The following is a 22,604-nucleotide window of genomic DNA, read 5'->3' as shown; positions in this document are numbered from 1 at the left end:
AGTCATCAAGTCACGCAGGAGAATTGCCGATGACGCTCCCGAACGATTTGACACCGGACGCCGCAGCGCGGGCCTACGAGCTCGACCGCCGCCACGTCTTCCACTCCTGGTCCGCACAGGCGCACCGCACGCCGATGACCATCGCTGCGACCCAGGGCTGCTACGTGTGGGACGGTGACGGCCGCCGCCTGCTCGACTTCTCCTCGCAACTGGTGAACACCAATATCGGTCACCAGCATCCGAAAGTCGTTGCCGCGATACAGGAGCAGGCCGCCAAACTGTGCACCGTGGCACCGCAGCACGTCAACGACGCCCGTTCCGAGGCCGCTCGGCTCATCGCCGAGCGGACCCCGGGCGAGCTGAACAAGATCTTCTTCACCAACGGCGGCGCCGACGCCGTGGAGCACGCGGTCCGAATGGCGCGCCTACATACCGGTCGCTACAAGGTGCTCTCCCGCTACCGGTCCTACCACGGCGGCACCGAGACCGCGATCAACCTCACCGGCGACCCGCGACGCTGGCCCAACGACCACGGCAACAGCGGCGTCGTCCACTTCTTCGGCCCGTTCCTGTACCGCTCGCAATTCCACGCCAGCACCGAATCCGAGGAAGCCGAACGCGCTTTGGCGCACCTCGAGCAGACCATCGTCTTCGAGGGGCCGGGCACGATCGCCGCGATCGTGCTCGAATCCATCCCCGGCACAGCGGGAATCATGGTGCCCCCGCCGGGATACCTGGCAGGTGTCCGGGCGCTGTGCGACAAGTACGGCATCATCTTCATCGCCGACGAAGTGATGTCGGGTTTCGGCCGCACCGGAAAGTGGTTCGCCATCGAGCATTTCGACGGTGTCATCCCCGACCTGATCACCTTCGCCAAGGGCGTGAACTCCGGTTACGTGCCACTCGGCGGCGTCGCCATCAGCCCGGCCATCGCGGCGACCTTCGATGATCGCCCGTACCCGGGTGGGCTGACCTATTCGGGTCATCCGCTCGCGACGGCCGCCGCCGTCGCCACCATCAACGCAATGCGGGACGAGCACATCGTCGAGAACGCCGCCGACATCGGCGCGCAGGTACTCGGTCCCGGTCTGCACGAACTCGCCGAACGCCATCCCAGCATCGGCGATGTGCGCGGCACCGGCGTGTTCTGGGCGCTGGAACTGGTGCGGAACAGGGAAACCCGCGAACCGCTCGCCCCCTACGGCGGCACCAGCGCCGCGATGTCCGAAACGGTCGCCGCGGCGACGGCGGCAGGGCTGCTGCTGTTCGTCAATTTCAATCGGCTGCATGTGGTTCCGCCGTGCATCATCGGCGAGGCGGAGGCGAAGGAGGGCCTCGCGATCCTCGACCAGGTGCTGACGATTGCCGACGGGTACGTGGACTGAGCAGTCGATTGATCGGGAATGTTCTTGATCGGCCGGACGTTTCACTTTCGCATGACGAGTGCTGTGCTTTCCGATGAGTTGAAGAAGTATCTGGACGAGGCGAAGGTGTACGCGACCGCGGCCACCATCGGGCCGAACGGACAACCGCATCTGACCGTCATATGGCTCAAGCGCGACGGCGACGACCTGCTGTTCTCCACCACCGTCGATCGGCAGCAGGGCAAGAACCTCGCCCGCGACCCGCGGATCACCGTCATGATCAATCCGCCGGAGAATCCGTATGTGTACGCGGAGATTCGCGGTACCGCCACGCTGACGCCCGATCCGGATAAGGCGCTCCCGAACGAGCTGTCGGCCCACTACCACGGACTCCCGTACGTCGAATTCAACCCCGCCTCCGTCAACGACGGACCCCGCGTGATCGTCCGCGTCACCCCGCGCAAGGTCGCAGGCCGCCTGTGAACTGACGGCCGAGCAGGTTCACCCCTGCTTGGCAGCTTCCTTCGCATGCTGCGCACGTCCCACCTCGGCGGCGGTGTAACGCAAGGTCAGCGCCACCAGACCGACGAGCAGCGCGCCGATCGCGGCGATGAAAAGCACCAGCGTATAACCGCTGCCGAGGGCATCGAGCTGCGCCGGAGTCATACCGGTGGGCTTGCCGGTGTTGCCACCGAGTGCCACGGTGCGTGAGGCGGCGACCGGTGCGAGCAGCCCGATCGCGACCGGCGTGCCCAAATTCATGAACATCTGGCCGATTGCCGTCAATGGGCCGATATTGTTCGGCGGCACATCCACCAGCACACACAGCGGGACAACCACCACGGCCACACCGATACCGAAACCGATCACGATGAACAGCACGAGCAGCGTCGGCAGATACTGCACACCCCGATCCAGAGTCGAGCCGAACAGCAATCCGGCGACCATAGTCGCCGCGGCACCGCTCAACAACCAGCGCGGTGCGACGGTCATCGCCAGTTTCGATGCGAGGGCGGTGCCGATACCCGCGCCGATCGTGAACGGGATGAAAGCGAGCCCGGCGACCAACGGGCTGTATCCGACGACATTCTGCACGAACAGACCCGCGAAATAGGTTGTCGCGCCGAGCACTCCGCTGGCCAGCAGGATCGCGCAGAAGGTCGCGTTGCGGTCGCGACTATCGAATAGCGACCAGGGTAATAAGGGATTGCCGACCCATCGTTCGGCGAAGACGAAGCAGATCAGCAATACCACACCGGCCACCAGCGAGCCGATGATCACTGGACTGTCCCAACCGAATTCGGGTCCTTCGGTCGCGCCGAATACCAAGGACGCGCACGCCGCCGTGCCGAGCACCGCACCGCGCACGTCCAGGGGTAGTCGGTGGTGGGCGGTATCGCGCAGTTGGTAGCACGCACCCCACAGGATCAACGCACCGATCGGCACATTGATCAGGAATATCCACCGCCAGCTCACCTCGGTGAGCGCACCGCCGATCACCAACCCGCCGACCGAGCCGACCGCCATCATGGAGCCGAAGATCGCGATCGCCTGATTGCGCACCCGGCCGGGTGCGAAGGTGGTCGCCACCAAGGCCAGTGCCGTTGGGGCCGCGAGCGCCGCGCCGGTGCCCTGGATAGCGCGGGCCCCGATCAGCATCCCCTCGTTCTGCGCGAGCCCGCACAACAGTGAGGCCAGTGTGAACAGCGCGACGCCCGCGATGAACATGGGCTTGCGGCCGAAGGAGTCGCCGATCCGGCCGCCGAGCAACATCAGCCCCGCGAACGGCAGGCCGTAGGCGGTGACCATCCAGGCGCTACCCGAACTCGATAGTCCCAGTTCGTCCTGTAGTCGGGGCAGCGCGAGAATCACCACGGTTCCGTCGAGCACGACCATCAGCTGTAACCCGCTCAGCACGAGGATCGCGAGTCCGAAGGCCCGCCGCGTCACCGGGTAGCGCGTCGCGGTGGGATTGTCTGGCACAGTCAGCCACTGTAGTCAGACCGACGGATGATCGGAATCGGCCCGGTCCGCGGCACGACCGGCATGGACCCGGTCCGCTGGGATTCTTCCTGTGCGTGCTGTGCCTCAGCCAGTTGATGCGGTGTAAAGCGCAGCGTCAGCGCGATGAAGCCCGCCGCAACCGCCACCAGCGAGCAGACCGCGAGAACCAACGTGTACCCGCTGCCGAGCGCGAAGATCTCGGCCTCGTTCATATCCGCGGCATTTCCGGCGCGGCCGCCCATCGACATCGTGCGCGAGGCAGCGATCGGGGTGAGCAGACCGATGAATACCGGCGTCGCCAAACTCATGAACATCTGCCCCACCGCCGACAGCGGGCCGATATCGGACGGCGGCACACCGACGAGCACGCACAGCGGCGCGAGCACCATCGCGACGCCGACCCCGAAACCGATCACGATCAACAGCGGCAGCAGGGTGGTCAGGTAGTTCACGCCGCCATTGAGCTGCGAACCGACCAGCAGCCCGGTGGCCAGCACGAACGCCGCGCCACACAGCAGCCAGCGCGGTGCGATCAACAATGCCGCCTTGGAGGCCAGCGCGCCGCCCACGCCGATCCCGATCGTGAACGGAATGGATGCGACACCGGCCACCAGCGGACCGTAGCCGAGCACGTTCTGCAGGAACTGCGCGACGAAGAATGTCATCGCGCCGAGCACACCACCGGCCAGGAAGATCAACATGAACGTGGTGACCCGATCGCGGCTGTCGAACAGCGACCACGGCAGCAGCGGATCCTCGACGGCGCGCTCCACGACCACGAAGACGATGAGCAGCACCGCGCCCGCCACCAGCGCACCGATGATCGCCGGACTGCCCCAGCCCATTTCCGGCCCCTCGGTCGCGCCGAACACGATCGAGGCGCAGGCCACGGTGCCGAGCACCGCGCCACGGATATCGAGTGCGGACCGATGGTGTTCGGTGTCCGCGAGCTGCGAGAGCGCACCGAGGATGATCAATGTGCCGATCGGCACATTGATCAGGAAGATCCAGCGCCAGGACAGCTGGGTCAGCGCACCGCCGACCACCAGACCGCCGACGGATCCGATACCGACCATCGAGCCGACGAACGCGATCGCCTGATTGCGCGCCTTTCCGGGTGCGAAAGTCGTTGCCACCAGCGCGAATGCCGTCGGCGCCGCGATCGCGGCACCCGCACCCTGCACCGCGCGTGCTGCGATCAGCATGGCCTCACCCTGCGCGAGCCCACAAAGCAGCGACGCGACCGTGAACAATCCGACGCCGACAATCAGCATCCGCTTACGTCCGAACGCATCGCCGAGTCGCCCGCCGAGCAGCATGAGACCGGCGAAGGTCAGTCCGTACGAGGTCACCGTCCACGCGGCCCCCGCGCTGGTCATCCCCATCTCCTGCTGCAGCCGGGGCAGCGCGAAGATCACTACCGTGCCGTCGAGCACAACCATCAGCTGCAGCCCGCTCAGCACGAGAATCGCGAGCCCGAAGGCCCGCTGCGTCACCGGGTACTGCATCGTCGCAGCGGGTTTATCGAGCACGATGAGCCACTGTAATTGATACGGAATCCGCGCCTGCGTCCGCGCGGGCGCGATTCGCACAGTCATAGCGAAACCCACTGAGCGTTGTTACGTACCCCAATGGTCTGCTATTCGGCCGACGACTCGGCTCGCGGATCGACCGAATCGGCCGAGAAGCCTGCGGTGGGGCCGATGACGACGATCGCGGGTGGGCGGATGCCTTCGTCGCGAACGCGGGCGGCGACGGTGCCGAGGTCGGCGCGCAGGACGCGCTGGGTGCGCAGGGTCCCCTCCTGGATCACGGTGGCCGGGGTGTCGGCGGGACGGCCGCCCTCGATCAGGACGGTCGCGAATTGTTCGATGCGCTCGACCGCCATCATCAACACGATGGTGCCGCGCAGCCGCGCTAGGGCCGGCCAGTCGACCAGCGAATCCGGATGGTCGGGTGCGACGTGGCCGCTCACCACCACGAATTCGTGGGTGACGCCGCGATGGGTCACCGGGATGCCCGCGGCGGCGGGGACGGAGATGGGGCTGGTGATGCCGGGCACTACGGTCACCGGGACGCCCGCCTCGACGCAGGCCTCGAGTTCCTCATAGCCACGGCCGAAGACGTACGGGTCGCCGCCTTTGAGCCGCACCACGAACTTGCCGGCCTTCGCGCCCTCGATCAACGCGGAATTGATCGCCTCCTGCGCCATCGCCCGCCCGTACGGGATCTTCGCCGCATCGATCACCTCGACATCGGGCCCGAGTTCGGCCAGCAGTTCCGGCGGTGCGAGCCGGTCCGCGACAACGAGATTCGCGCGCCCGAGCAGGCGGCGGCCGCGCACCGTGATCAGGTCCGGATCGCCCGGACCGCCGCCGACCAGCGCGACCCCCGGGGCGATCGGTGTCGAATCATCGGTCACCACACCCGATTGCAGCGCGTCGAGCAGCGCATTGCGCACCGCCGCGGAGCGCCGATGCTGACCACCGGCCAGCACACCGAGGGTGAGGCCGTCGTGACGAGCGGTCGCGGGAGTTACCGCGGTGCCGAGCCGAGCCACGTCGGCGCGCACACAGAAGATCCGCCGCCGCGTGGCCTCCTCGACCACGGCCGCATTGGTCTCCGGTTCGTCGGTGCATGCGATCGCATACCAGGCGCCATCCAGATCGCCGTCGGCATAGGCGCGCAACGCCACCGTGAGCTGCCCGGACGTGGCCATCCCCTCCACCGCCGGGGTGACTTCACGACTGACCACATGCACGTCCGCCCCGGACGCGATCAACAACCCGAGCCTGCGCTGCGCCACCGTCCCGCCGCCGACCACGACGACACGCCGCCCATTGAGATCGAGCCCGACCAAGTAGTTCGGGTCGCTCGCTCGACGGACATCGGAGTCGCGTTCCGACTGGTCATCGGTGGGTACAGACGTGTTCGGCACAATGTTCGAGCCTACGTCCTGCACGCGCGCTCCCGGCAATCACCCGCCGCCGCGAAGAGTGCGCAGCAAGCCACCGCCCGTGAGTCGGCGCTCCACGACCAGCAGATGGGCGCGCATCGGGGGCGTACCGACGGACCAGTTCGTCGCGATGGTCGGCAACCCGACAGGGTTTCGGGTCGAGCGGTCCTTATACTCCGGCATATGAATCGCTGGGGTGGGTTGGTCCGTATGGCGGTATCGGTGGGGTTGATCGGCTGGTTTGTGGCGGGTGGTGCTGCGCAGGCGGATCCGGCGGCCTATGTGCCCGCCGACGGAGTCGAGTCGACCTACTTCCAGACCGGGCCGTGGGCGGTCGCCGAAGAGATCGGGTTCGGTTGTTGTGATTCGACCGGGGCGAAGTACGACATCTGGTACCCGAGCGATCTCGGCGCTACTCGGCATCCGATCGTGGTGTGGGGTGACGGTACCGACGCGGTGCCGAGCCAATATGGCTATCTGCTACGGCATTTGGCGTCGTGGGGATTTGTCGTGATCGCGACGGAGAATAAGCAGACCGGGTCCGGGGTCGACATTCTGTCGTCGCTGACCTATCTGCTGGACCGGGCGCGGGATCCGTCGAGCGAATTCTTCGGCAAGCTGGACACGGCGGCGGTCGGTGCGTTGGGGCATTCGCAGGGCGCGAACGGCGTTCTCAACGCGATGATCAAATCGGCCGGGGCGATCGAGACCGCGATTCCGTTCGACCTACCCGCCCAGATCTGGTGCTCGGGCACCTGTGCCGACACCCGGACCCTGAGCACGGGTTCGGTGTTCTTCGTCAACGGCTCGTCGGATGTGTTCATTTCGCCGTCGCATCAGCTACTGCCGTGGAAGTCGAGCGGGTTGCAGTCGAATCGGGCGTATTACGAGGCAACGAGCGTACCGAAGGCGTGGGGCACGCTGAACGGGCCGAACCACAACGATATTCAAGGTCAACCGGACTGCGCACAAGCCGCCTTCCCGTGCACCACGGGGGTTTATGGCTTTCTCGGCTACCCGACGGCGTGGTTGCTTGCCGAACTCACCGGCGACACCGCCGCCCGCAGCGCATTCGTCGCGGGCACCGGCGCATTCCTGGCGCCGTCACCCCACTGGGACAACCAAACCAGCACCGTGCACTGACTCGGCGACGAACTGTCCGTAGCGGACCTCGCACTGACGTACGGTTCGTCGGTTGTCCGGAACCCGGTCAGCGACCAGTGTTCAGGGATGGAATCGACCGATGACACGCCGCTGGCATCCGAATACGCCGATCGCGTCATCGCGGTGGAACCGGGAGGCAACGAATACATTCCCGACGACGCGCGGCACGGCACGCCGCGCCAACTCTTCTGGACCTGGACCTCACCGAACCTGGAGTTCGCCACCATCTTCATCGGCGTGCTGTCGGTGACCGCCTTCGGCATGAACTTCTGGCAAGCCGGACTCGGCCTAGCGGTCGGCGTCGGACTCGGCGCGGCCGCGCATTACGTACTGTCCGCGCGCGGCCCACTGTTCGGCGTGCCGCAAATGGTGTTGGGCCGCACGGCATTCGGCTATCGTGGTAACGCGCTGCCCGCGGCGTTCATGTCGATCATGTGCGGCGTCGGCTGGTTCGCCACCAATAGCGTCAGCGGTGCGTTCGCGCTGAGCACCCTGACCGGGATGCCCAAACTCGCCGCACTGGTGCTGATCGTGGTGGCGCAGACCGGATTTGCCGTCTTCGGCCACAATCTGGTGCACGCGTTCGAGCGGATCGTCTTCCCGGTGCTGGCCGTGGTGTTCCTGATCGGGACGGTCGTGATCTTCACCAAGGCCGACCTCGGTGCCACGGCGCCGTCCGGTGGCGTGGGCGGTATCGGCGGGTTCCTGCTCACGGTCGGCACCGCATTCGGGTACTCGGGTGGCTGGAATCCGTACGCGGCGGACTACTCTCGCTATCTGCCCGCCACGGTGTCGAAGGTCGCGACCGGTGGTTACGCGGCTGCCGGATTGTTCGTTTCCTGCCTGTGGCTGTCGGTGCTCGGCGCCGCATCGGCGACCATCGCCAGTACGGTTGTCGGCAGTCCGACCGATATCTTCACAGCGAATCTGCCTACGGCGCTTGCCGATCTGACATTGTTGGCAATCGCCATCGGGGCCGTAGCCGCCAATGCGCTCAATGTGTATTCGGGTGCAATGGCTTTCGTGACGATTGGTGTCAAGTTGCCGCTGCGCACCCAGCGGGCCGTTGTATCGATCGGGTTCGGCGCTATCGGATTTCTGGTCGCGTGGTGGGCGTTGCCCGACGCGGCCGCCAGCTATGAGGCGTTCCTGCTGGTCGTCGCCTATTGGATCGGGCCGTGGCTCGGTGTCATGTTCGCCGACCAGTATCTGCGCCGGGGACGCAAGCTCGAGGGTTTGCTGTACAACCGCTCCTACACCAATTGGGGTGGTGTGGGGGCATTCCTGATCGGTTTGGTGGTGTCGGTGCTGTTGTTCTCCAACCAAGCCAAGTTCACCGGCTACGCGGTTCGCGAGCTACCCGATCTCGGCGATATCACCTTCTTCGTCGGCTTCCTGATCTCTGGAGCCGGGTATTTGCTGCTCGCGCGCCCGCGTAACTCCGCCGACGATACGGTCGCCGCGTCCACCGAGTGACCGCGGCGGGGCGGGTACGCAGGGCGACGATCCCCGATTCAGTGGACCTGATCAGGCACAGGCCGTACAGTTGAGCTGTCACGCACAGTGATGCTGGACGGTGGGACGCCGTTGGCGCGACGCCCCACCTGGCGGGTTAGCTAGCCCACGACCAGCGGACCAGCACGAGCGTCCCGGCGATCACGGCGGCACCTACCAAGACGATGCCGTAGTCGACCGGGCCTTGCTCTTTTTCCGGCGATGTTTCGCCATCCCCACCACCTCCCTTCTGGGCGCGGAGTAGGACCGAGTCCTCCGCCCCTCGAAGAGAGGTGGCACCACAGTACGTGAGCCAACCGACGAAAACTGATGGATTGCTGGGATTTTCGGATGCCTCCGGCGCGTCAGCTCGCGGCGGCGAGTCGGTGTGCGCACAGAGCCAGCAGTAAGGTTCCGGCTAATGCCGGACTGCCGGGGTCGTAGCCGAGTAGCTCGCGGATCCGGTCGAGTCGTTGATAGAGCGATTGGCGCCCGATGTGCAGGGCGGCGGCGCAACGGGTCGGGCTGCCGCCGTGACGCAAATAGACCTCGAGAGTGCGGGACAAATTGCTGTGATGAGTTGTGTCCCAGGCGATCAGGGGTGCGACTGTGGTGGCGATCAAGCGGGTGCGTTCGGATTCCGGGAGCGATTCGACCACCAACTCCGTGGCCAGCTCGCGGCAGGTCGAGATCGGACTGCCCGCCAGCCAATCCCGGCGATGCCGAGTCGCAAGCCGGAGCGCGGAACGTGTGGCAGCCAGCGAGCCGGTGAGCGCGGGCGCGGTGAACTCACAGGAATCGCCGACAACGACCGTGACCCCTTCGACAGTGTTGGTGGCAAACGACTTTCGCAGCACGCGCACTGTCGCGCCCACCGGATCCGCACCACTTCGCTCGACCGCGAGCACCCCATACGTCGTGGCATGAACCTCTCCGACGAGCCCCGGCCTACCGAGTTCCTTTGCCGCGGTATCCAATAGACGCGCGGCAATACGTGCATCAGGTGCGTCGATCGCGACCGGGACCAGTATTCGTCCCGACAGCGCCGGAACTCCGGCTGCCGTGCCGCGCACCTTCAGATCCGCCTGCCGAATCGGCTTGCCGTCCAATAGATCCGCCAGCAGCGTCAGCGCCGCGAGTTGCGGACGTCCGGTCGGCGCACCCGAATTCATCAGGGCCACACCGAGACTCGGCGCGGACTGTTCCAGCACCTGCACCAGCGTGGTCTCGTCGAGCACGGATCCCGGGCCCGCCGTGAGCGTTCCCCAGTTGTGCTCCCGCGACCGGATCGGTGCGGAGGCGACCGCCGCTTCGACGGCGGCCCAGGCCGATCGATCATCGTCCACGCCGTGCGCCGCGATCAACGCGCCGTTGCCGCTGGTCACGATCAACGCACACCCGGCAACCGCACCGATCCTGGCCAGCAGATGCGCCAACCCGTTACCCGCTGCGAGCTCCTTGGTGACATCACGCGCGAGCTCGTTGAGCAACCGCAGCGCCGACACCTCCCGCGACACGATCTCGGTATTGGTCGCACGGCACAGGTCGATGAACGGCACCACGGCGCGCAGCGCGATCAGCGGCAGCCCATTGCGCGAGGCCTCCGCCACCATATCCGGCGGCATCACATCGAAGGTGCGCCCCAATTCGAACGCCACCCCGGCGACCCCGCGGCCCGCGATCTCGCGCAGATAGTGCCGCCGCGTCCCCGCATCGACACCGGCCAGGCCCAGGCCGGTGGTGAGTAGCAGTTCACCACCGGACAGCAGCGGGCTGATCTCGTAGATCTCACTGGAGTGCACCCAGCGCACCGATCGCCCCAACCTACTGTGACCAGCGAGAACCAGCGGATCCGCGGCACTGAACTGATTGGCGAGTAGGTCGCGGACGGTGGGCAACATACGGTCATCTTGTCACTCCCGCCGCGGTGCCGAGCGGACGAACTGTACGTTGCGGCAACCGCCCGGTTCCTGGAGGTTGGAGCCATGACGCAGGCGATATCGGCACAGCAACTACTAGAGGTGGCTTACGACGAGGCGCTGTACGGCCTGGACGAGGGCGGGATACCGATCGGCGCGGCCCTGTTCGCGGCCGACGGCACCCTGCTCGGGCGCGGGCACAATCGCCGGGTGCAGTCCGGTGATCCCAGCATCCACGCCGAGACGGACGCGTTTCGCAATGCGGGCCGCCGCCGCGACTACGGCTCGACCATCATGGTGACCACCCTCTCGCCGTGCTGGTACTGCAGCGGGCTGGTACGCCAGTTCGGGATCGGTGCGGTCATCATCGGGGAATCGCACACCTTCCACGGCGGACACGACTGGCTGGCCGACCATGGCGTCGCGGTCACGGTGCTCGAGGACCAGCGCTGCATCGACCTGATGACCACATTCATCGCCGACCAGCCGCTGCTCTGGCACGAGGACATCGGCGTGCCGGACGAGAGCGAGGCGCAGTGACCGAACTTCCCAGCAGGGGCCGAAGCATGAACACGATTACCTCGATCGACCTCGCCCAGTGGCGTGCGGGCGGACCGAGCGCCGCCGAAGTCGAACATGACGTGGACGAGGGGTTGCGTCGCGCCGGATTCCTGCTCGTCTACGGGCACGGCATCCCCGAGGGTCTGCCCGCCGCGGTACGCGCGGCGGCTCGCCACTTCTTCGCACTACCGGAGGAGGTCAAGCAGCGCTATGCCGTCACCGTCGGCGGCCGCGGGTGGATCGGCCCGGGCAAGGAGGCCAACGGCTATGCCGAGGGCACCGAGACACCACCCGACCTCAAGGAGACCTACGCCGTCGGCGCCGACACCCGCACCGGCGATCCCGAGGTCGACGACGTCTGGTTCCTGCCCAATGTCTGGCCCGAGGAGGTGGTCGAATTGCGCGAGTTGATGACCACCTACACCGCCGCGATGCGCACGCTCTCCGACGAACTACTCGCCCTGTTCGCCGCCGCACTTCGCTTGCCCGCCAACCCTTTCCATGGTCTCGCCGCACGTCCGACCTGGACCTGCAATATCAACCACTACCCGCCGCTGACCGCGGTCGGCGCGCCCGAACCCGGCCAGTTCCGCATCGGCCCGCACACCGATTTCGGCACTGTCACCGTGCTCGATCGCGAGCCCGGTGCAGGCGGATTGCAGGTCTACACCGAGGCCGGAGGCTGGGCCGACGCACCCTACGATCCGGCCGCGCTGACCGTGAATATCGGTGACCTGCTCGCCTATTGGAGCGGTGACCGCTGGCCGTCCGGCAGGCATCGGGTGCTGCCACCGCAACCGGAGGCGCCCGAAGAGGATCTGGTCTCGCTGATCTATTTCTACGAACTCGATCACGATGCCGAGGTCACCCCGCTCGAGCCGCCGATCGGCCGGGTCGGCGGGCTGAAACCGGTGGTGTCGGCGGCATTCCTGCGCACCAGACTGGATGCGATCACCATCGGCTGATCAGCCACTCCGGCACAAGATTTCAGTGGAAGTACGGGTAGTCCTGCACCCAATTGAACCCACGACCGCGCAGCGGGAAGCTGTCGAGATCGACCTGCTGCAGGGAGATGGTCACCGGCCGACCGTTCAACTGCCCGGTCAGTGTCAGACGGTCGGGCGTGGGCTGTTCGAAGGTGAAGGCGGCGATCGGCGTCGGCTGCGCGTCCGGCTGCTCCGGCGGTGCGGATACGGCGATCGTATGCGCGGCGGGATCGACAGCGGGAACGGCCGGTACGAGCGTGCCGTCCATCTTCTGGTAGGTCATCCCCGGCACATCGAATACGACACGCTGCCAGCGTGTCCCGTCGGTGGTCAGCGGCGGCACCGGAATACCGTCCTGAGTGAACTCCGATACCGTCCAGATCCCGTACAGCGGCGGCTTCGGGCTGCCGCCACCGCCCTCGTTCCAGTACTTCAGCCCCGTGTGCACGAAGCCCACCGCCGTCCACACACCGAGCGCGACCTGCAGCGCTATCGCGATCCATCGAGTTCGATTGCTGCGGAACGGATCCGGCTGCGTGGCAGGTTCGGACGGTCGGTTCAGTACCAGCACGTTCGCCAGCCGCCGCGCCTGCGGCGCCAGCAGGACCATGCTCAGCAGCATGAGGTGGAATGCCAGGATCTTCACCGGGACGTCGAAGGTCATATTGAGCACGAACACCTGTGCCAAGCTGACCAGGCTCAGCATCGCACCGAGCGTCGCGGTCCGCGGCACGAAGAGCAACAGCCCGCCGAGCACTTCGGCGCAGCCGAGCAAGATCTCGTAGGTGGGTGAGCTCCCGACCTGATTCCACAGCACCGAGGCGGGACTGAACGCACCGTATGGTTGCAGCAGTTCGGCGAGCGAAGGCTCGGGCATCTGCGTCGGAATCGCCTTGGCGAATCCGTACAACAGCATCTGTCCGCCCAGACACATCCGAATGAAGAGCAGGAACCACGCCTGTAGCCGCTGATAGTTCGGCCGGCGCCGGTCCAGCACCGTCCAGATGAGCGTCGCCACCACCGCGACGATCAGCAGGCAGTAGACGAACGACCAGATGAACCGCTGATCGCCGCTGCCCGAATCCTCGTGCAGCACGATGTCGGTGTCGAAGAACAGTCGACCTGTCCACTCGACGACCGGGCTCATCACGCGAAATTCCCAGAGCACCGCACTGTCCGGCAGCGATTCGACGAGGAGCCCGACGAATGCGAAGGGAATCTGGGTGAACAGTAGGCAGAACAGGCCGACATAGAGGAAGGAGAATCGAAACGCGATCCTGGTCAAGGGATTCCACCGGGAGTGCTGCTCGAGCGGTATGACGCTGCCTTCCCGATCGAGAACCTCCGTACCGACCGCACTCACACCGATCCCCTCACTCTCACCCGACGACTCCACGTCAGCCGACGGTATCCACGCGATCGCCCACCCGCTTCCAGGAAAACCCCGATTTCCACCCCCACCCATCGGGGTATGCGGCTCCGCCGGAAGTATGACCTCCTTCCGGCGCACCTTTCGGTGATTGCCCAGCACAACGGAATGTCAAGACCGAATATCACCCAGTGAGGGTCAGCCGTTTTCTTCGAATTTTTGCGGTAAGCACCGACTAGAACGCGTTACAGTCGCCGCAGGCATATGTGTCAGGAGGACAAAGAATGGCCGATGATCCCGATCCCACCGCACGACGGCAGCTGACCGTCAGCGCGCGGGACCTCGACACCCTCGCCGAGGACCTGTCCCGGTGGCTGGACGGAAAGGTCCACGCGGATCACCCGCCCAAGATCTCGGCCCTGTCGCGGCCGCAGGGCGCCGGGATGTCGAGTCCGACGGTGCTGTTCGACGCCGAATGGAGTGTGGACGGGCAGGCGGAGCGCGGCTCGTTCGTGGCCAGGATGACACCGGAAGCCGATTCCTTCCCGGTCTTCGAAAACTACGACCTGGAACTGCAATACCGGATCATGGCCGGGGTCGCGGCCGCCTCCGCGGTGCCGGTACCCGAACTGTGCTGGCTGGAGACCGACGAGAAGCCGCTCGGCACAAAGTTTTTCGTGATGCGCCGGATCGAGGGGCGGGTGCCCGCGGACAATCCGCCGTATGTGTTCATCGGCTGGCTCTTCGACGCCAGTCCCGAGCAGCGCGCCGAACTGACCGCGAAGACCGTCGAGGTCATCGCGAAGGTGCACGAAATCCCGGACCCGGCAACGCGATTCCCGATGTTGAACGGTCCGGGGCAGGCGCTGCGCCGCCATCTCGAATGGCACCGGGACTGGTATCGCTGGGCGTTGGCCGATGACGGCTACCCGATTCCGTTGATCGAGCGGACCTTCGACTGGCTCGATGCGCACTGGCCCGCCGATCCCGGCCCCGACGTGCTGAGCTGGGGCGACTCCCGACCCGGCAATGTGCTGTACGACGAGTTCACCCCGGTCGGCGTACTCGACTGGGAGATGGCCGGACTCGGTCCGCGTGAGCTGGATATCGCCTGGCTCATCTTTATTCACCGTTTCTTCCAGGACCTCGCCACCCGCTTCGACCAGCCGGGGCTGCCGGACTTCCTGCGGCGCGCGGATATTGTCGCGAAATACGAAGAGATCACCGGATATACCGTTCGCGATCTCGACTTCTACATCGTCTACGCCGCGCTGCGGCACGCGATCGTCATGGCCAGGGTCAAACGCCGGATGATCCATTTCGGCGAGGACACCGACACTCCCGATCGCGACGACTACGTGATGCACCGGGCAAGCCTGGAGGCGCTGCTCGACGGAACCTACGAATGGGATTGACCATGCCTGCGCCACTTGATGAATACCCCATCCACCAGACCCACCTGTCGATGGCCCGAGTCGCAAGCAGCGACCGTAACTTCTACGACAGAAGCTATTTCAACGGTCACGACCGTGATGGCGGCACCTTTTTCGTCACCGGCGGTGGTGTCTATCCGAACCTCGGGGTGATCGACGCATACGCCTGCGTCCGGCGTGGCGATATTCAGCGCGCCGTCCGCTTCTCCGACGCGCTCGGCGATCGCGGCGTCGATCTGCGCGTCGGCGGCTACCGCATCGAGGTCCAGGAGCCGCTGCAGCGAATCCGGGTGGTCTGCGAGCACGACGACCTCGGCTTCGACCTCACCTGGCACGGCTCGTTCCCCACCGTCGAGGAACAACCGCATCTGATCCTCAACGGCAACCGCCCGATCATCCAGGCGACCCGCTTCGCGCAGGTCGGCTCGTGGGAGGGGACGCTGCACGTCGACGGCACGGACCTCACCGTCGACCCGGCCGTCTGGATGGGCACCCGGGACCGCTCCTGGGGCATCCGCCCGGTCGGCGAGCCCGAGCCGCCGGGGCGCGCCGCCGCCGAACCCTCCGGCGGATTCTGGTGGATGTATGTGCCGATTCGCTTCGACGATTTTGCCATCGTGGTGATTCTGCAAGAGGAGCCCGACGGCAAGCGCACCCTCAACGACGCCGTCCGCATTTTCCCCGACGGCCGCACCGAACAGTTGGGGTGGCCGCGCTATCACATCGAATACCGTTCCGGCACAAGGCATCCCGTTGGCGCTCGCTTAGAACTCACTACTCCGGACGGTAAGCCGCTCGACGTCGAGATCCGGACCGTCACCAATGTCGCCCTGCACGTCGGCTGCGGCTACGGCGGCGACCCGGACTGGCTGCACGGCCGGTGGATGGGCCGCGACTGGACCTCGAGCGGCAGCTACGACCTCACCGATCCGGCCATCGCGGGCCGCGTCCCGTTCGGCGTCATCGATCACGTCGCACACGCCCGCTGCGGCGAGTCCGAGGGCTGGGGTCTGTTCGAGCACGCGAGTCTGGGTCGTCACGATCCGACCGGCTTCGCCGATTGGGGTTCGGTGGCGCCATAGGTACTCGCGCCGTAGGTATTCCGGGGCGGCCCATGCTGGCACATGCCCGCCACTCGGTAATGATGACCAGCTTCGGGTTCACGCCCATTCCGTACTCGCCGTCATTCTTCACCATCGGCCCGATGTCGTTGCCGGTCGAACTCGGTTCCTGACTTGCGCTGTGCCGAGGACGATTCGGTGAACGGATGAGCGCGGCAGCGACCACTATTCCATCGACCGTCCGCTTGGGGATTACGAGCGGCCCACCCGCGGCGAGTAGCGCGGCGGCCTCGGCGACGCTGCCGGTGCCGAGTGCGTCATCGGTGCGCGCCGAGGGATTCGGGACGTCGACCCGGGCAAGTTCGGCCGCTGTGTAGGTACGGACCGGCACCCCCGAGCAGCTGGCGGCACCACGCAGACCCCGTTCTCCAGCGCGCCGGTCGATGGTCGCGAGACAGGCAATGCGCATGTCGCCCAGCACTTCTCGTAGCGCGGCCAGGATGCGTTCGCTCGAGGTGCCCGGCCGAAACCCGAGACCGACGGCCAACTCGACCGGTCGCGGTTGCCCCTCGGGCGGAGCCACCGCATCGGACGGCGCTACCACCGGATCAGATTGCGCGACTATCGAATCGAGCAGCACCACAGCCGGATCGAACTGTGTCACAGAGGTATCGGGAAGTACCGCTGATGCGCTGCGGCGAGCAGCCGCCGCATCAGGACGCAATCTCCTCACGCGGCCCCGTGACGCGAGGGCCGCCGCTAACTGGTCGGGCCGGATCGCCGATGTGCAGGGCCGCGCCTCTTGGGTGTCAGGTGGCGGCACGGGTGTGGGCGTAGTTGCCAGCCGCGGCGACGAAACGGCTTGTAGCTCGGGGGTTTCCGGCGGGGTGGGTATGCAGATAGGAGGCGTGTACACGGTGGATGACGGCGCCCTCGCGGATGCGCTCTCCTGCGGTGTGCCAGCCCCATGCCGGGGTGTCGGCGCCGCCGGTTACCAGTCGGGTGCGGTGGAATTCGTGGCCGCGTACGCGCTCGCCCGCTCGCCAGAGCACGGAATCGGTGAGCGCAACGGCATCTCGATAGCCGAGGGTCAGGCGGGGGCCGAATTCCGCCGTCGCGTCGACCACACCCGCCATCGGATGGCCGTCGAGTGAACGGGTGAGATACAGCAGCCCAGCGCATTCGGCATGTACCGGGAGTCCGGTTCGCGCCTGCTCGGCCACCTGCGCCAGCAGCCGGGTATTGGCCGCCAAGGCCGCCGCATGCTCCTCCGGGAATCCGCCGGGCAACACCAAGCCCGCTGTCCCAGTGGGCAGTTCATCGTGCATCGGATCGAAAACCACAACCCGCGCCCCCGCCGCCGCCAGCAATTCCCGATGCTCGGCATACCCGAACGTGAACGCGGGCCCACCGGCCATCGCGATCACCGGCCCGAGCCCCACCCCCGCAGCCACATCACCCGCCCCCGACGCAGTAACACTACCCACCGCAGCCCCACGACTCACGGCCACCGCAACCGCATCACTTGCGCGCGCCGCAACCCCATCACCCGCGCGTACCACAGCCGCATCACTTGCACCTACCGCAACCGCGTCCCCCGAGCTCGCCGCGGCCGCATACTTTGCAGGCGTATCGGACCGCTGTTGACCTCTCTCTCCGAGCGCGTCTCGCCTGGACACCGAGTCCGCACCTGCACCGATCGCGGTCGTGGGATCCCATGCGGGCGCTTGCGCGGTCGAGTGGGCGAGGCGGGCGATGGCGGGCAGATCGACGTGGGCGGCAACGAGATTCGTCATTGCTTCGACGGCGGCGGTGGCAGCGGTGCCGTGTTCGACGGCGGGGATGAGGCCGAGGTGGCGCGACGGGACCTCCAGTTCGACCATGCGCGGCAGTGATCCGAGGACGGGTAGGCCGACTCGGTCGCAGGCCGCGCGGAGCACTTGGTCGTGACGCTCGCTGCCGACCCGGTTGAGGATGACACCGCCGAGGCGAATCGCGCTGTCGAAGGTCGCGAAGCCGTGCAGCAGGGCGGCGAGGCTTTGGCTGTGGCCGCGCGCGTCGACGACCAAAATTACTGGGGCGCCGAGCAATCCGGCGACCTGGGCAGTGGAGCCCTCGGCGATCGGGGCGGATTGATTTTCGTCGATGCGGCCGTCGAACAGACCCATCACGCCCTCGACCACCGCGAGGTCGCACCCGTCGGCACCGTGACGGTAAAGCGGCACAACACGTTCCGCACCGACCAGCACCGGATCGAGGTTGCGTCCCGGCCGACCTGCCGCCAGCCCGTGATAGCCCGGATCGATGTAGTCGGGCCCCACCTTGAACGGCGCCACCCGATGCCCGGCGCGCCGTAACGCCCCGATCAATCCCGTCGCCAGTGTCGTCTTCCCACTCCCCGAAGCCGGAGCCGCGATCACTACCGCCGGAACCCGCCCCCCGCTCACGGCCCCGGCACCAGTGCGCGGTCGAGCGGCCACGCTCCGTGGCCGGCGCGTGCTACCGGGCCGAGAGCGCCTCCCGGCGTGGGCCATGCGCAACTCGCCGCTGGGAAGCTCACCATTCGATGCCTCGCTGACCCTTGCGGCCCGCATCCATGGGGTGTTTGACCTTGGTCATTTCGGTGACCAGGTCGGCGGCGTCGAGCAGAGCCGGTGGGGCGTCGCGGCCGGTGATGACCACGTGTTGGTTGCCGGGACGGTCGCGCAGGGTCTCGACGACCTCGTCGAGGTCGACCCAGCCCCATTTGAGCGGGTAGGTGAATTCGTCGAGGACGTAGAACCGATGCTGTTCGGCCTGGAGCCTGCGCGCGATTTCGCGCCAGCCCGCCAGTGCCGCGGCGGCATGGTCCTCATCACTGCCCTGTTTGCGGGTCCACGACCAGCCCTCGCCCATCTTGTGCCATTCGACCGGTCCGCCGGTACCGGTCTCCTCGTGCAGTCGGCCGAGGGCGCGAAAGGCCGCCTCCTCCCCCACCTTCCACTTGGCGCTCTTCACGAACTGGAATACCGCGATATCGAATCCCTGATTCCACGCCCGCAACGCCATCCCGAACGCGGCCGTCGACTTCCCCTTACCCGGGCCGGTATGCACCGCGAGAACCGGTTGATTACGTCGCTGCCGCGTCGTCAGCCCATCATCCGGAACCGTCTCCGGCACACCCTTAGGCATCGAAACTCCTTGGTATTCCACTGTTCAGTGCGCCCACGCCACTCGCGGCCACAGCGCGATCGAGATTGATTCGGCGTTCAGCAGTCAGACCGAGCCGCAGTGCCGTCACCCCGCCGAGCGTCGGTCGAAGCCCGGAACGACCACTGATTGCGCTGGTTCGACGAACGGCGGTCCCGTCACCACGACCACCCGGTACCGGCGCCGCGACCAGCGTGCACCGATTCCCCGAATAGCGTTGGCCCGCTATAGGTTCGACGCGAGACAACAGCGGCACCACGATCACGCGGCCCGGGTCTCGTCGACCCGATCGGACCGGCATCGCGACCGACGTGCACCGATTCCCCAAATGCCGCTGGCCCGCTGCGGATTCAACGCCCGACGGTTGCGCCACCACGATCAGGCGGCCCGCATCGCGTTGGTACGACCGGACCCGGCGCGAACGACGTCGGCGACCGAATCGCCGGTCAGTTCGGCGAGTTGGAGATATCCGGCGCGCAGGGTCCGGGCCAGATCCGCGGCGAGACCCAAGCGGACCATACCGCGTTCGCAATCGACAACGATCGAGGTGACCGCCTCGTTGGCAAGCAGACTCGCGGCCGCGCGGGCGCGGGGCACCGGATCGGCGCCGCCGGTGGCGCGGCCGTCGGTGAGCAGCACCAGCATCGGGCGGCGGCGGGGGTCGCGGACACGCTCGCGGTGTACGACTTCGCGGGCCTTCAAAAGTCCTGCGGCGAGGGGCGTTTTGCCGCCGGTGCGCATGCCGGACAGGCGGCGCACGGCGATATCCACCGAGGACGTCGGCGGCAGTACCAGTTCGGCTTCCTGGCCGCGCACGGTGATCACGGCGACCTTGTCGCGCCGCTGATAGGCGTCGCGCAGCAATGCGACGACCGCGCCGGTGACCGCCGAAAGCCGGTCCCTGGCCGCCATGGATCCGGAGGCGTCGACCACGAAGACCACCAGATTGCCTTCGCGCCCTTCGCGATACGCACCGCGCAGATCGTCGGCATCCAGCTTCAGTGGTCCAGCGGAGCGGCCGCGGGAGCGCTGGTGCGGTGCGGCCGCGAATACGGTGCCGAGCAGGTGCAGGCCCGCGGAGGTGTCGGTGCTCGAACGGACGGTGCGCCCTTGTCGGGTCTGCGCGCGTGAACGGCGACCCGCCGCACCCTCGCCGACGCCGGGGACCTCCCAACGGGGCGGTGTCACAACGGATGTCGCGGGCGCAGCGGTGCGTCCTTCAGCAGCAGTCCCTCCGCCACCGTTCGGCGAATCGGGGCCGTTGTCATCGGGGCCACGGTCATCCGGACCACCATTGCCGGAACCGTCACTGCCCAGGTCGTCGTTGTCGGACAGGCCACTGTTCGCGCGGCCCTCGTCGCGCCCGCGATCATCCGGCCCACCGTTGTCCTGCCCGCCTTTCGGCGAACCACCATCGGGCCCGTCACCGTCCGGATCGTTCTCGGGCCACTGGTCGGCATCCGTTCCCTCGGCACGAGTTCGGCCCGACGTCCCCGCATCCATACCGAATTCACCACTGTCGCCGGAACTTTCGGACTCGCGAGCCGCCTCCTCTCCGGCCTCGCGCATCGCTTCGTCCAACTGCTCCTCGCTGATCCCCGGCTCGTCGAACGGATCCCGGCGCCGCCGATGCGGCAGTGCCAGTTCAGCGGCAACGCGCACATCCTCTTCGGCCACCGCTGACGCACCCCGCCAGGCCGCATGCGCGGTGGCTGTCCGCGCCACGACCAGATCCGCACGCATCCCGTCCACATCGAAGGACGCACACAGCGCGGCAATCCGCCGCAGCTCAACATTGTCGAGCGCGACCTGACCGACCCGATCGCGGGCCGTCAGAATCCGTTCGGCCACCTCCCGATCGGCGGCGGCATAGCGTCCCGCGAATCCGCCCGGGTCCGCCTCGTAATCCAGCCGACGGCGCACGACCGCCATCCGCACGTCCACATTGCGCGAGGCCGCGACGTCGACGGTGAGCCCGAACCGGTCCAACAGCTGCGGCCGCAGCTCACCTTCCTCCGGATTCATGGTGCCGACCAGCACGAACCGCGCCGGATGCGAATGCGAGACCCCATCGCGCTCGATATGCACCCGCCCCATCGCCGCGGCATCGAGCAAGACGTCGACCAGATGGTCGTGCAGCAGATTCACCTCGTCGACGTAGAGCACGCCGTGATGTGCGGCCGCCAGCAGGCCGGGCCGGAACGCCTGCTCGCCATCGCGCAGCACCCGCTCCAGATCCAGCGAGCCGACCACCCTGTCCTCGGTGGCGCCCACGGGCAGCTCGACCAGCCGAGCGGGCCGCGCACCGGTCTCATCGACAACGGGCGGCAGCAACTGCGCAAGTGCCCGCACCACAGTCGATTTCGCGGTCCCCTTCTCCCCGCGCACCAGCACGCCGCCGATCCCGGGATGCACGGCGCACAGGATCAGCGCCAGCTGCAGCCGCTCCTGCCCCACCACCGCGGAGAACGGGAAGCCCGCATCACCGTCCGCGCCGAGACGCGAACCAGTCAGTGCAGGGGTATGCGGCGCGGTTTCCGTATGGGACAGGGACACGCCCCAACTCTATTCGCGGCGGAACCGCCGCCCAGCAGCACCCTCTGTGTTGTTGGGCGTGCGGTCGCGGCGTGTTCGCGGCCCGGCTGCCCTTACCCCCTGCGCATGGGCAGGTGCATGATGCCGTCCTCTTCGAACTCCTCGCCGTCGGGCTTGAACCCGAACTTGGCGTACATGTCGACCAGGTACGTCTGCGCGCTCAGCCGCACCGTCGCCGATCCCGCCTCGGCGAGTGCCGCCTGCACCAGCCGGGTGGTGTATCCATGCCCCCGCGCCGGGACGGCGGTGCACAACCGCCCGATGCGGAACGATTTCACGCCGTTCTCGTGCTCCTCGAGCAACCGCAGCGTCGAGATGACCTCACCCTCGTCATCGAGCCAGAAATGGCGCGTCTCCGGCAGCAGGTCGAGACCGTCCAGCTCCGGATACGCGCATTTCTGTTCGACGACAAAGACTTCGACGCGAAGCTTCAACAGCTGGTACAGGGTGGCGGTGTCGAGATCGAGCGCCCAGGACCGTTTGAGTGCAACCGTTGACATCATCGCGTC

At 66.8% G+C, this 22,604-nt stretch carries 17 protein-coding genes and 1 pseudogene; 8 read left to right on the top strand and 10 right to left on the bottom strand.

The features are described 5' to 3' along the window. The first annotated feature begins 29 nt into the window (after positions 1 to 29). Both ACQP1G_RS11915 and ACQP1G_RS11910 read left to right on the top strand, forming a co-directional pair. Complete coding sequence (locus ACQP1G_RS11915) at positions 30 to 1,385, top strand: aspartate aminotransferase family protein (RefSeq protein ID WP_433202271.1); 1,356 nt, start codon at positions 30 to 32, stop codon at positions 1,383 to 1,385. Between the two features lie 51 nt (positions 1,386 to 1,436). After that, complete coding sequence (locus ACQP1G_RS11910; protein WP_433202268.1) at positions 1,437 to 1,847, top strand: PPOX class F420-dependent oxidoreductase; 411 nt, start codon at positions 1,437 to 1,439, stop codon at positions 1,845 to 1,847. 18 nt (positions 1,848 to 1,865) lie between these two features. Here ACQP1G_RS11910 and ACQP1G_RS11905 read toward each other — a convergent pair whose 3' ends face one another. The 3 genes from ACQP1G_RS11905 to cobA all read right to left on the bottom strand — a co-directional run bounded on the left by ACQP1G_RS11905 (position 1,866) and on the right by cobA (position 6,228). Beyond that, positions 1,866 to 3,347: an MFS transporter gene (locus ACQP1G_RS11905; RefSeq protein ID WP_433202264.1), complete on the bottom strand. Its 1,482-nt coding sequence runs from the start codon at positions 3,345 to 3,347 to the stop codon at positions 1,866 to 1,868. A gap of 2 nt (positions 3,348 to 3,349) precedes the next feature. Beyond that, complete coding sequence (locus ACQP1G_RS11900; RefSeq protein ID WP_433208425.1) at positions 3,350 to 4,876, bottom strand: MFS transporter; 1,527 nt, start codon at positions 4,874 to 4,876, stop codon at positions 3,350 to 3,352. A gap of 131 nt (positions 4,877 to 5,007) precedes the next feature. After that, a complete protein-coding gene (cobA, locus tag ACQP1G_RS11895; protein WP_433208422.1) occupies positions 5,008 to 6,228 on the bottom strand; it encodes a uroporphyrinogen-III C-methyltransferase in 1,221 nt (406 codons plus the stop codon). A 279-nt stretch (positions 6,229 to 6,507) separates the two neighbouring features. Here cobA and ACQP1G_RS11890 point away from each other — a divergent pair, with 279 nt between their 5' ends. Beyond that, the gene (locus tag ACQP1G_RS11890) at positions 6,508 to 7,467 is read left to right on the top strand and encodes a hypothetical protein (protein ID WP_433202261.1); all 960 of its coding nucleotides are present in this window, start codon (positions 6,508 to 6,510) and stop codon (positions 7,465 to 7,467) included. A gap of 87 nt (positions 7,468 to 7,554) precedes the next feature. Continuing rightward, positions 7,555 to 8,964, top strand: coding sequence for a purine-cytosine permease family protein (locus ACQP1G_RS11885; RefSeq protein WP_433202259.1), 1,410 nt, complete (start codon positions 7,555 to 7,557; stop codon positions 8,962 to 8,964). Between the two features lie 383 nt (positions 8,965 to 9,347). On the opposite strand, the gene ACQP1G_RS11880 is transcribed toward ACQP1G_RS11885, so the two are convergent. Beyond that, positions 9,348 to 10,883, bottom strand: a complete 1,536-nt coding sequence (locus tag ACQP1G_RS11880) for a PucR family transcriptional regulator (protein ID WP_433202256.1) — start codon at positions 10,881 to 10,883, stop codon at positions 9,348 to 9,350. 84 nt (positions 10,884 to 10,967) lie between these two features. Between ACQP1G_RS11880 and ACQP1G_RS11875 the strand changes: the two genes are divergently transcribed. Together ACQP1G_RS11875 and ACQP1G_RS11870 are read left to right on the top strand one after the other, a co-directional pair. Beyond that, positions 10,968 to 11,441 (top strand): nucleoside deaminase, encoded by a 474-nt coding sequence (locus ACQP1G_RS11875; protein ID WP_433202253.1) that lies wholly within the window; start codon positions 10,968 to 10,970, stop codon positions 11,439 to 11,441. Positions 11,442 to 11,467: 26 nt separating this feature from the next. After that, positions 11,468 to 12,427 (top strand): isopenicillin N synthase family dioxygenase, encoded by a 960-nt coding sequence (locus ACQP1G_RS11870; RefSeq protein WP_433202250.1) that lies wholly within the window; start codon positions 11,468 to 11,470, stop codon positions 12,425 to 12,427. Between the two features lie 22 nt (positions 12,428 to 12,449). Here the strand turns inward: ACQP1G_RS11870 and ACQP1G_RS11865 are convergent, their stop codons facing one another. Beyond that, positions 12,450 to 13,811 (bottom strand): DoxX family protein, encoded by a 1,362-nt coding sequence (locus tag ACQP1G_RS11865; protein WP_433202247.1) that lies wholly within the window; start codon positions 13,809 to 13,811, stop codon positions 12,450 to 12,452. Positions 13,812 to 14,101: 290 nt separating this feature from the next. Here ACQP1G_RS11865 and ACQP1G_RS11860 point away from each other — a divergent pair, with 290 nt between their 5' ends. Together ACQP1G_RS11860 and ACQP1G_RS11855 are read left to right on the top strand one after the other, a co-directional pair. Next, positions 14,102 to 15,232: a phosphotransferase family protein gene (locus ACQP1G_RS11860; RefSeq protein ID WP_433202244.1), complete on the top strand. Its 1,131-nt coding sequence runs from the start codon at positions 14,102 to 14,104 to the stop codon at positions 15,230 to 15,232. Positions 15,233 to 15,234: 2 nt separating this feature from the next. Further along, positions 15,235 to 16,332 (top strand): hypothetical protein, encoded by a 1,098-nt coding sequence (locus tag ACQP1G_RS11855; RefSeq protein WP_433202241.1) that lies wholly within the window; start codon positions 15,235 to 15,237, stop codon positions 16,330 to 16,332. A gap of 202 nt (positions 16,333 to 16,534) precedes the next feature. Here the strand turns inward: ACQP1G_RS11855 and ACQP1G_RS11850 are convergent. From ACQP1G_RS11850 to ACQP1G_RS11830, 5 genes and pseudogenes are all read right to left on the bottom strand, one after another. Continuing rightward, positions 16,535 to 16,894 (bottom strand): annotated as a pseudogene (locus ACQP1G_RS11850) (cobalamin biosynthesis protein); the annotation flags it as partial. 226 nt (positions 16,895 to 17,120) lie between these two features. Beyond that, the gene (locus tag ACQP1G_RS11845; RefSeq protein ID WP_433202238.1) at positions 17,121 to 18,758 is read right to left on the bottom strand and encodes a cobyrinate a,c-diamide synthase; all 1,638 of its coding nucleotides are present in this window, start codon (positions 18,756 to 18,758) and stop codon (positions 17,121 to 17,123) included. Between the two features lie 109 nt (positions 18,759 to 18,867). Then, positions 18,868 to 19,482, bottom strand: coding sequence for a cob(I)yrinic acid a,c-diamide adenosyltransferase (gene cobO, locus ACQP1G_RS11840; protein ID WP_433202235.1), 615 nt, complete (start codon positions 19,480 to 19,482; stop codon positions 18,868 to 18,870). Positions 19,483 to 19,878: 396 nt separating this feature from the next. Beyond that, positions 19,879 to 22,014, bottom strand: coding sequence for a magnesium chelatase subunit D family protein (locus tag ACQP1G_RS11835; RefSeq protein WP_433208419.1), 2,136 nt, complete (start codon positions 22,012 to 22,014; stop codon positions 19,879 to 19,881). A 134-nt stretch (positions 22,015 to 22,148) separates the two neighbouring features. Continuing rightward, entirely contained in the window at positions 22,149 to 22,598 is a 450-nt protein-coding gene (locus tag ACQP1G_RS11830) for a GNAT family N-acetyltransferase (protein WP_433202232.1), read from the bottom strand. Positions 22,599 to 22,604: the final 6 nt, after the last annotated feature.

The organism is Nocardia sp. CA-107356 (assembly GCF_050946365.1).
Lineage (GTDB): Bacteria > Actinomycetota > Actinomycetes > Mycobacteriales > Mycobacteriaceae > Nocardia.
Note: the sequence above shows the minus strand (reverse complement) of the source record. Positions and strands in the feature narration are given on the sequence as shown.

What these genes read in the sequence shown, in the direction of transcription:
- ACQP1G_RS11885 (WP_433202259.1), top strand. Translation starts at nt 7,555, where the DNA reads ATGGAATCGACCGATGACACGCCGCTGGCATCCGAATACGCCGATCGC.
- ACQP1G_RS11900 (WP_433208425.1), bottom strand. Translation starts at nt 4,876, where the DNA reads ATGCAGTACCCGGTGACGCAGCGGGCCTTCGGGCTCGCGATTCTCGTG.
- cobO (WP_433202235.1), bottom strand. Translation starts at nt 19,482, where the DNA reads ATGCCTAAGGGTGTGCCGGAGACGGTTCCGGATGATGGGCTGACGACG.
- ACQP1G_RS11890 (WP_433202261.1), top strand. Translation starts at nt 6,508, where the DNA reads ATGAATCGCTGGGGTGGGTTGGTCCGTATGGCGGTATCGGTGGGGTTG.
- ACQP1G_RS11910 (WP_433202268.1), top strand. Translation starts at nt 1,437, where the DNA reads ATGACGAGTGCTGTGCTTTCCGATGAGTTGAAGAAGTATCTGGACGAG.
- ACQP1G_RS11880 (WP_433202256.1), bottom strand. Translation starts at nt 10,883, where the DNA reads ATGTTGCCCACCGTCCGCGACCTACTCGCCAATCAGTTCAGTGCCGCG.
- ACQP1G_RS11870 (WP_433202250.1), top strand. Translation starts at nt 11,468, where the DNA reads ATGAACACGATTACCTCGATCGACCTCGCCCAGTGGCGTGCGGGCGGA.
- ACQP1G_RS11875 (WP_433202253.1), top strand. Translation starts at nt 10,968, where the DNA reads ATGACGCAGGCGATATCGGCACAGCAACTACTAGAGGTGGCTTACGAC.
- ACQP1G_RS11830 (WP_433202232.1), bottom strand. Translation starts at nt 22,598, where the DNA reads ATGATGTCAACGGTTGCACTCAAACGGTCCTGGGCGCTCGATCTCGAC.
- ACQP1G_RS11860 (WP_433202244.1), top strand. Translation starts at nt 14,102, where the DNA reads ATGGCCGATGATCCCGATCCCACCGCACGACGGCAGCTGACCGTCAGC.
- ACQP1G_RS11855 (WP_433202241.1), top strand. Translation starts at nt 15,235, where the DNA reads ATGCCTGCGCCACTTGATGAATACCCCATCCACCAGACCCACCTGTCG.
- ACQP1G_RS11915 (WP_433202271.1), top strand. Translation starts at nt 30, where the DNA reads ATGACGCTCCCGAACGATTTGACACCGGACGCCGCAGCGCGGGCCTAC.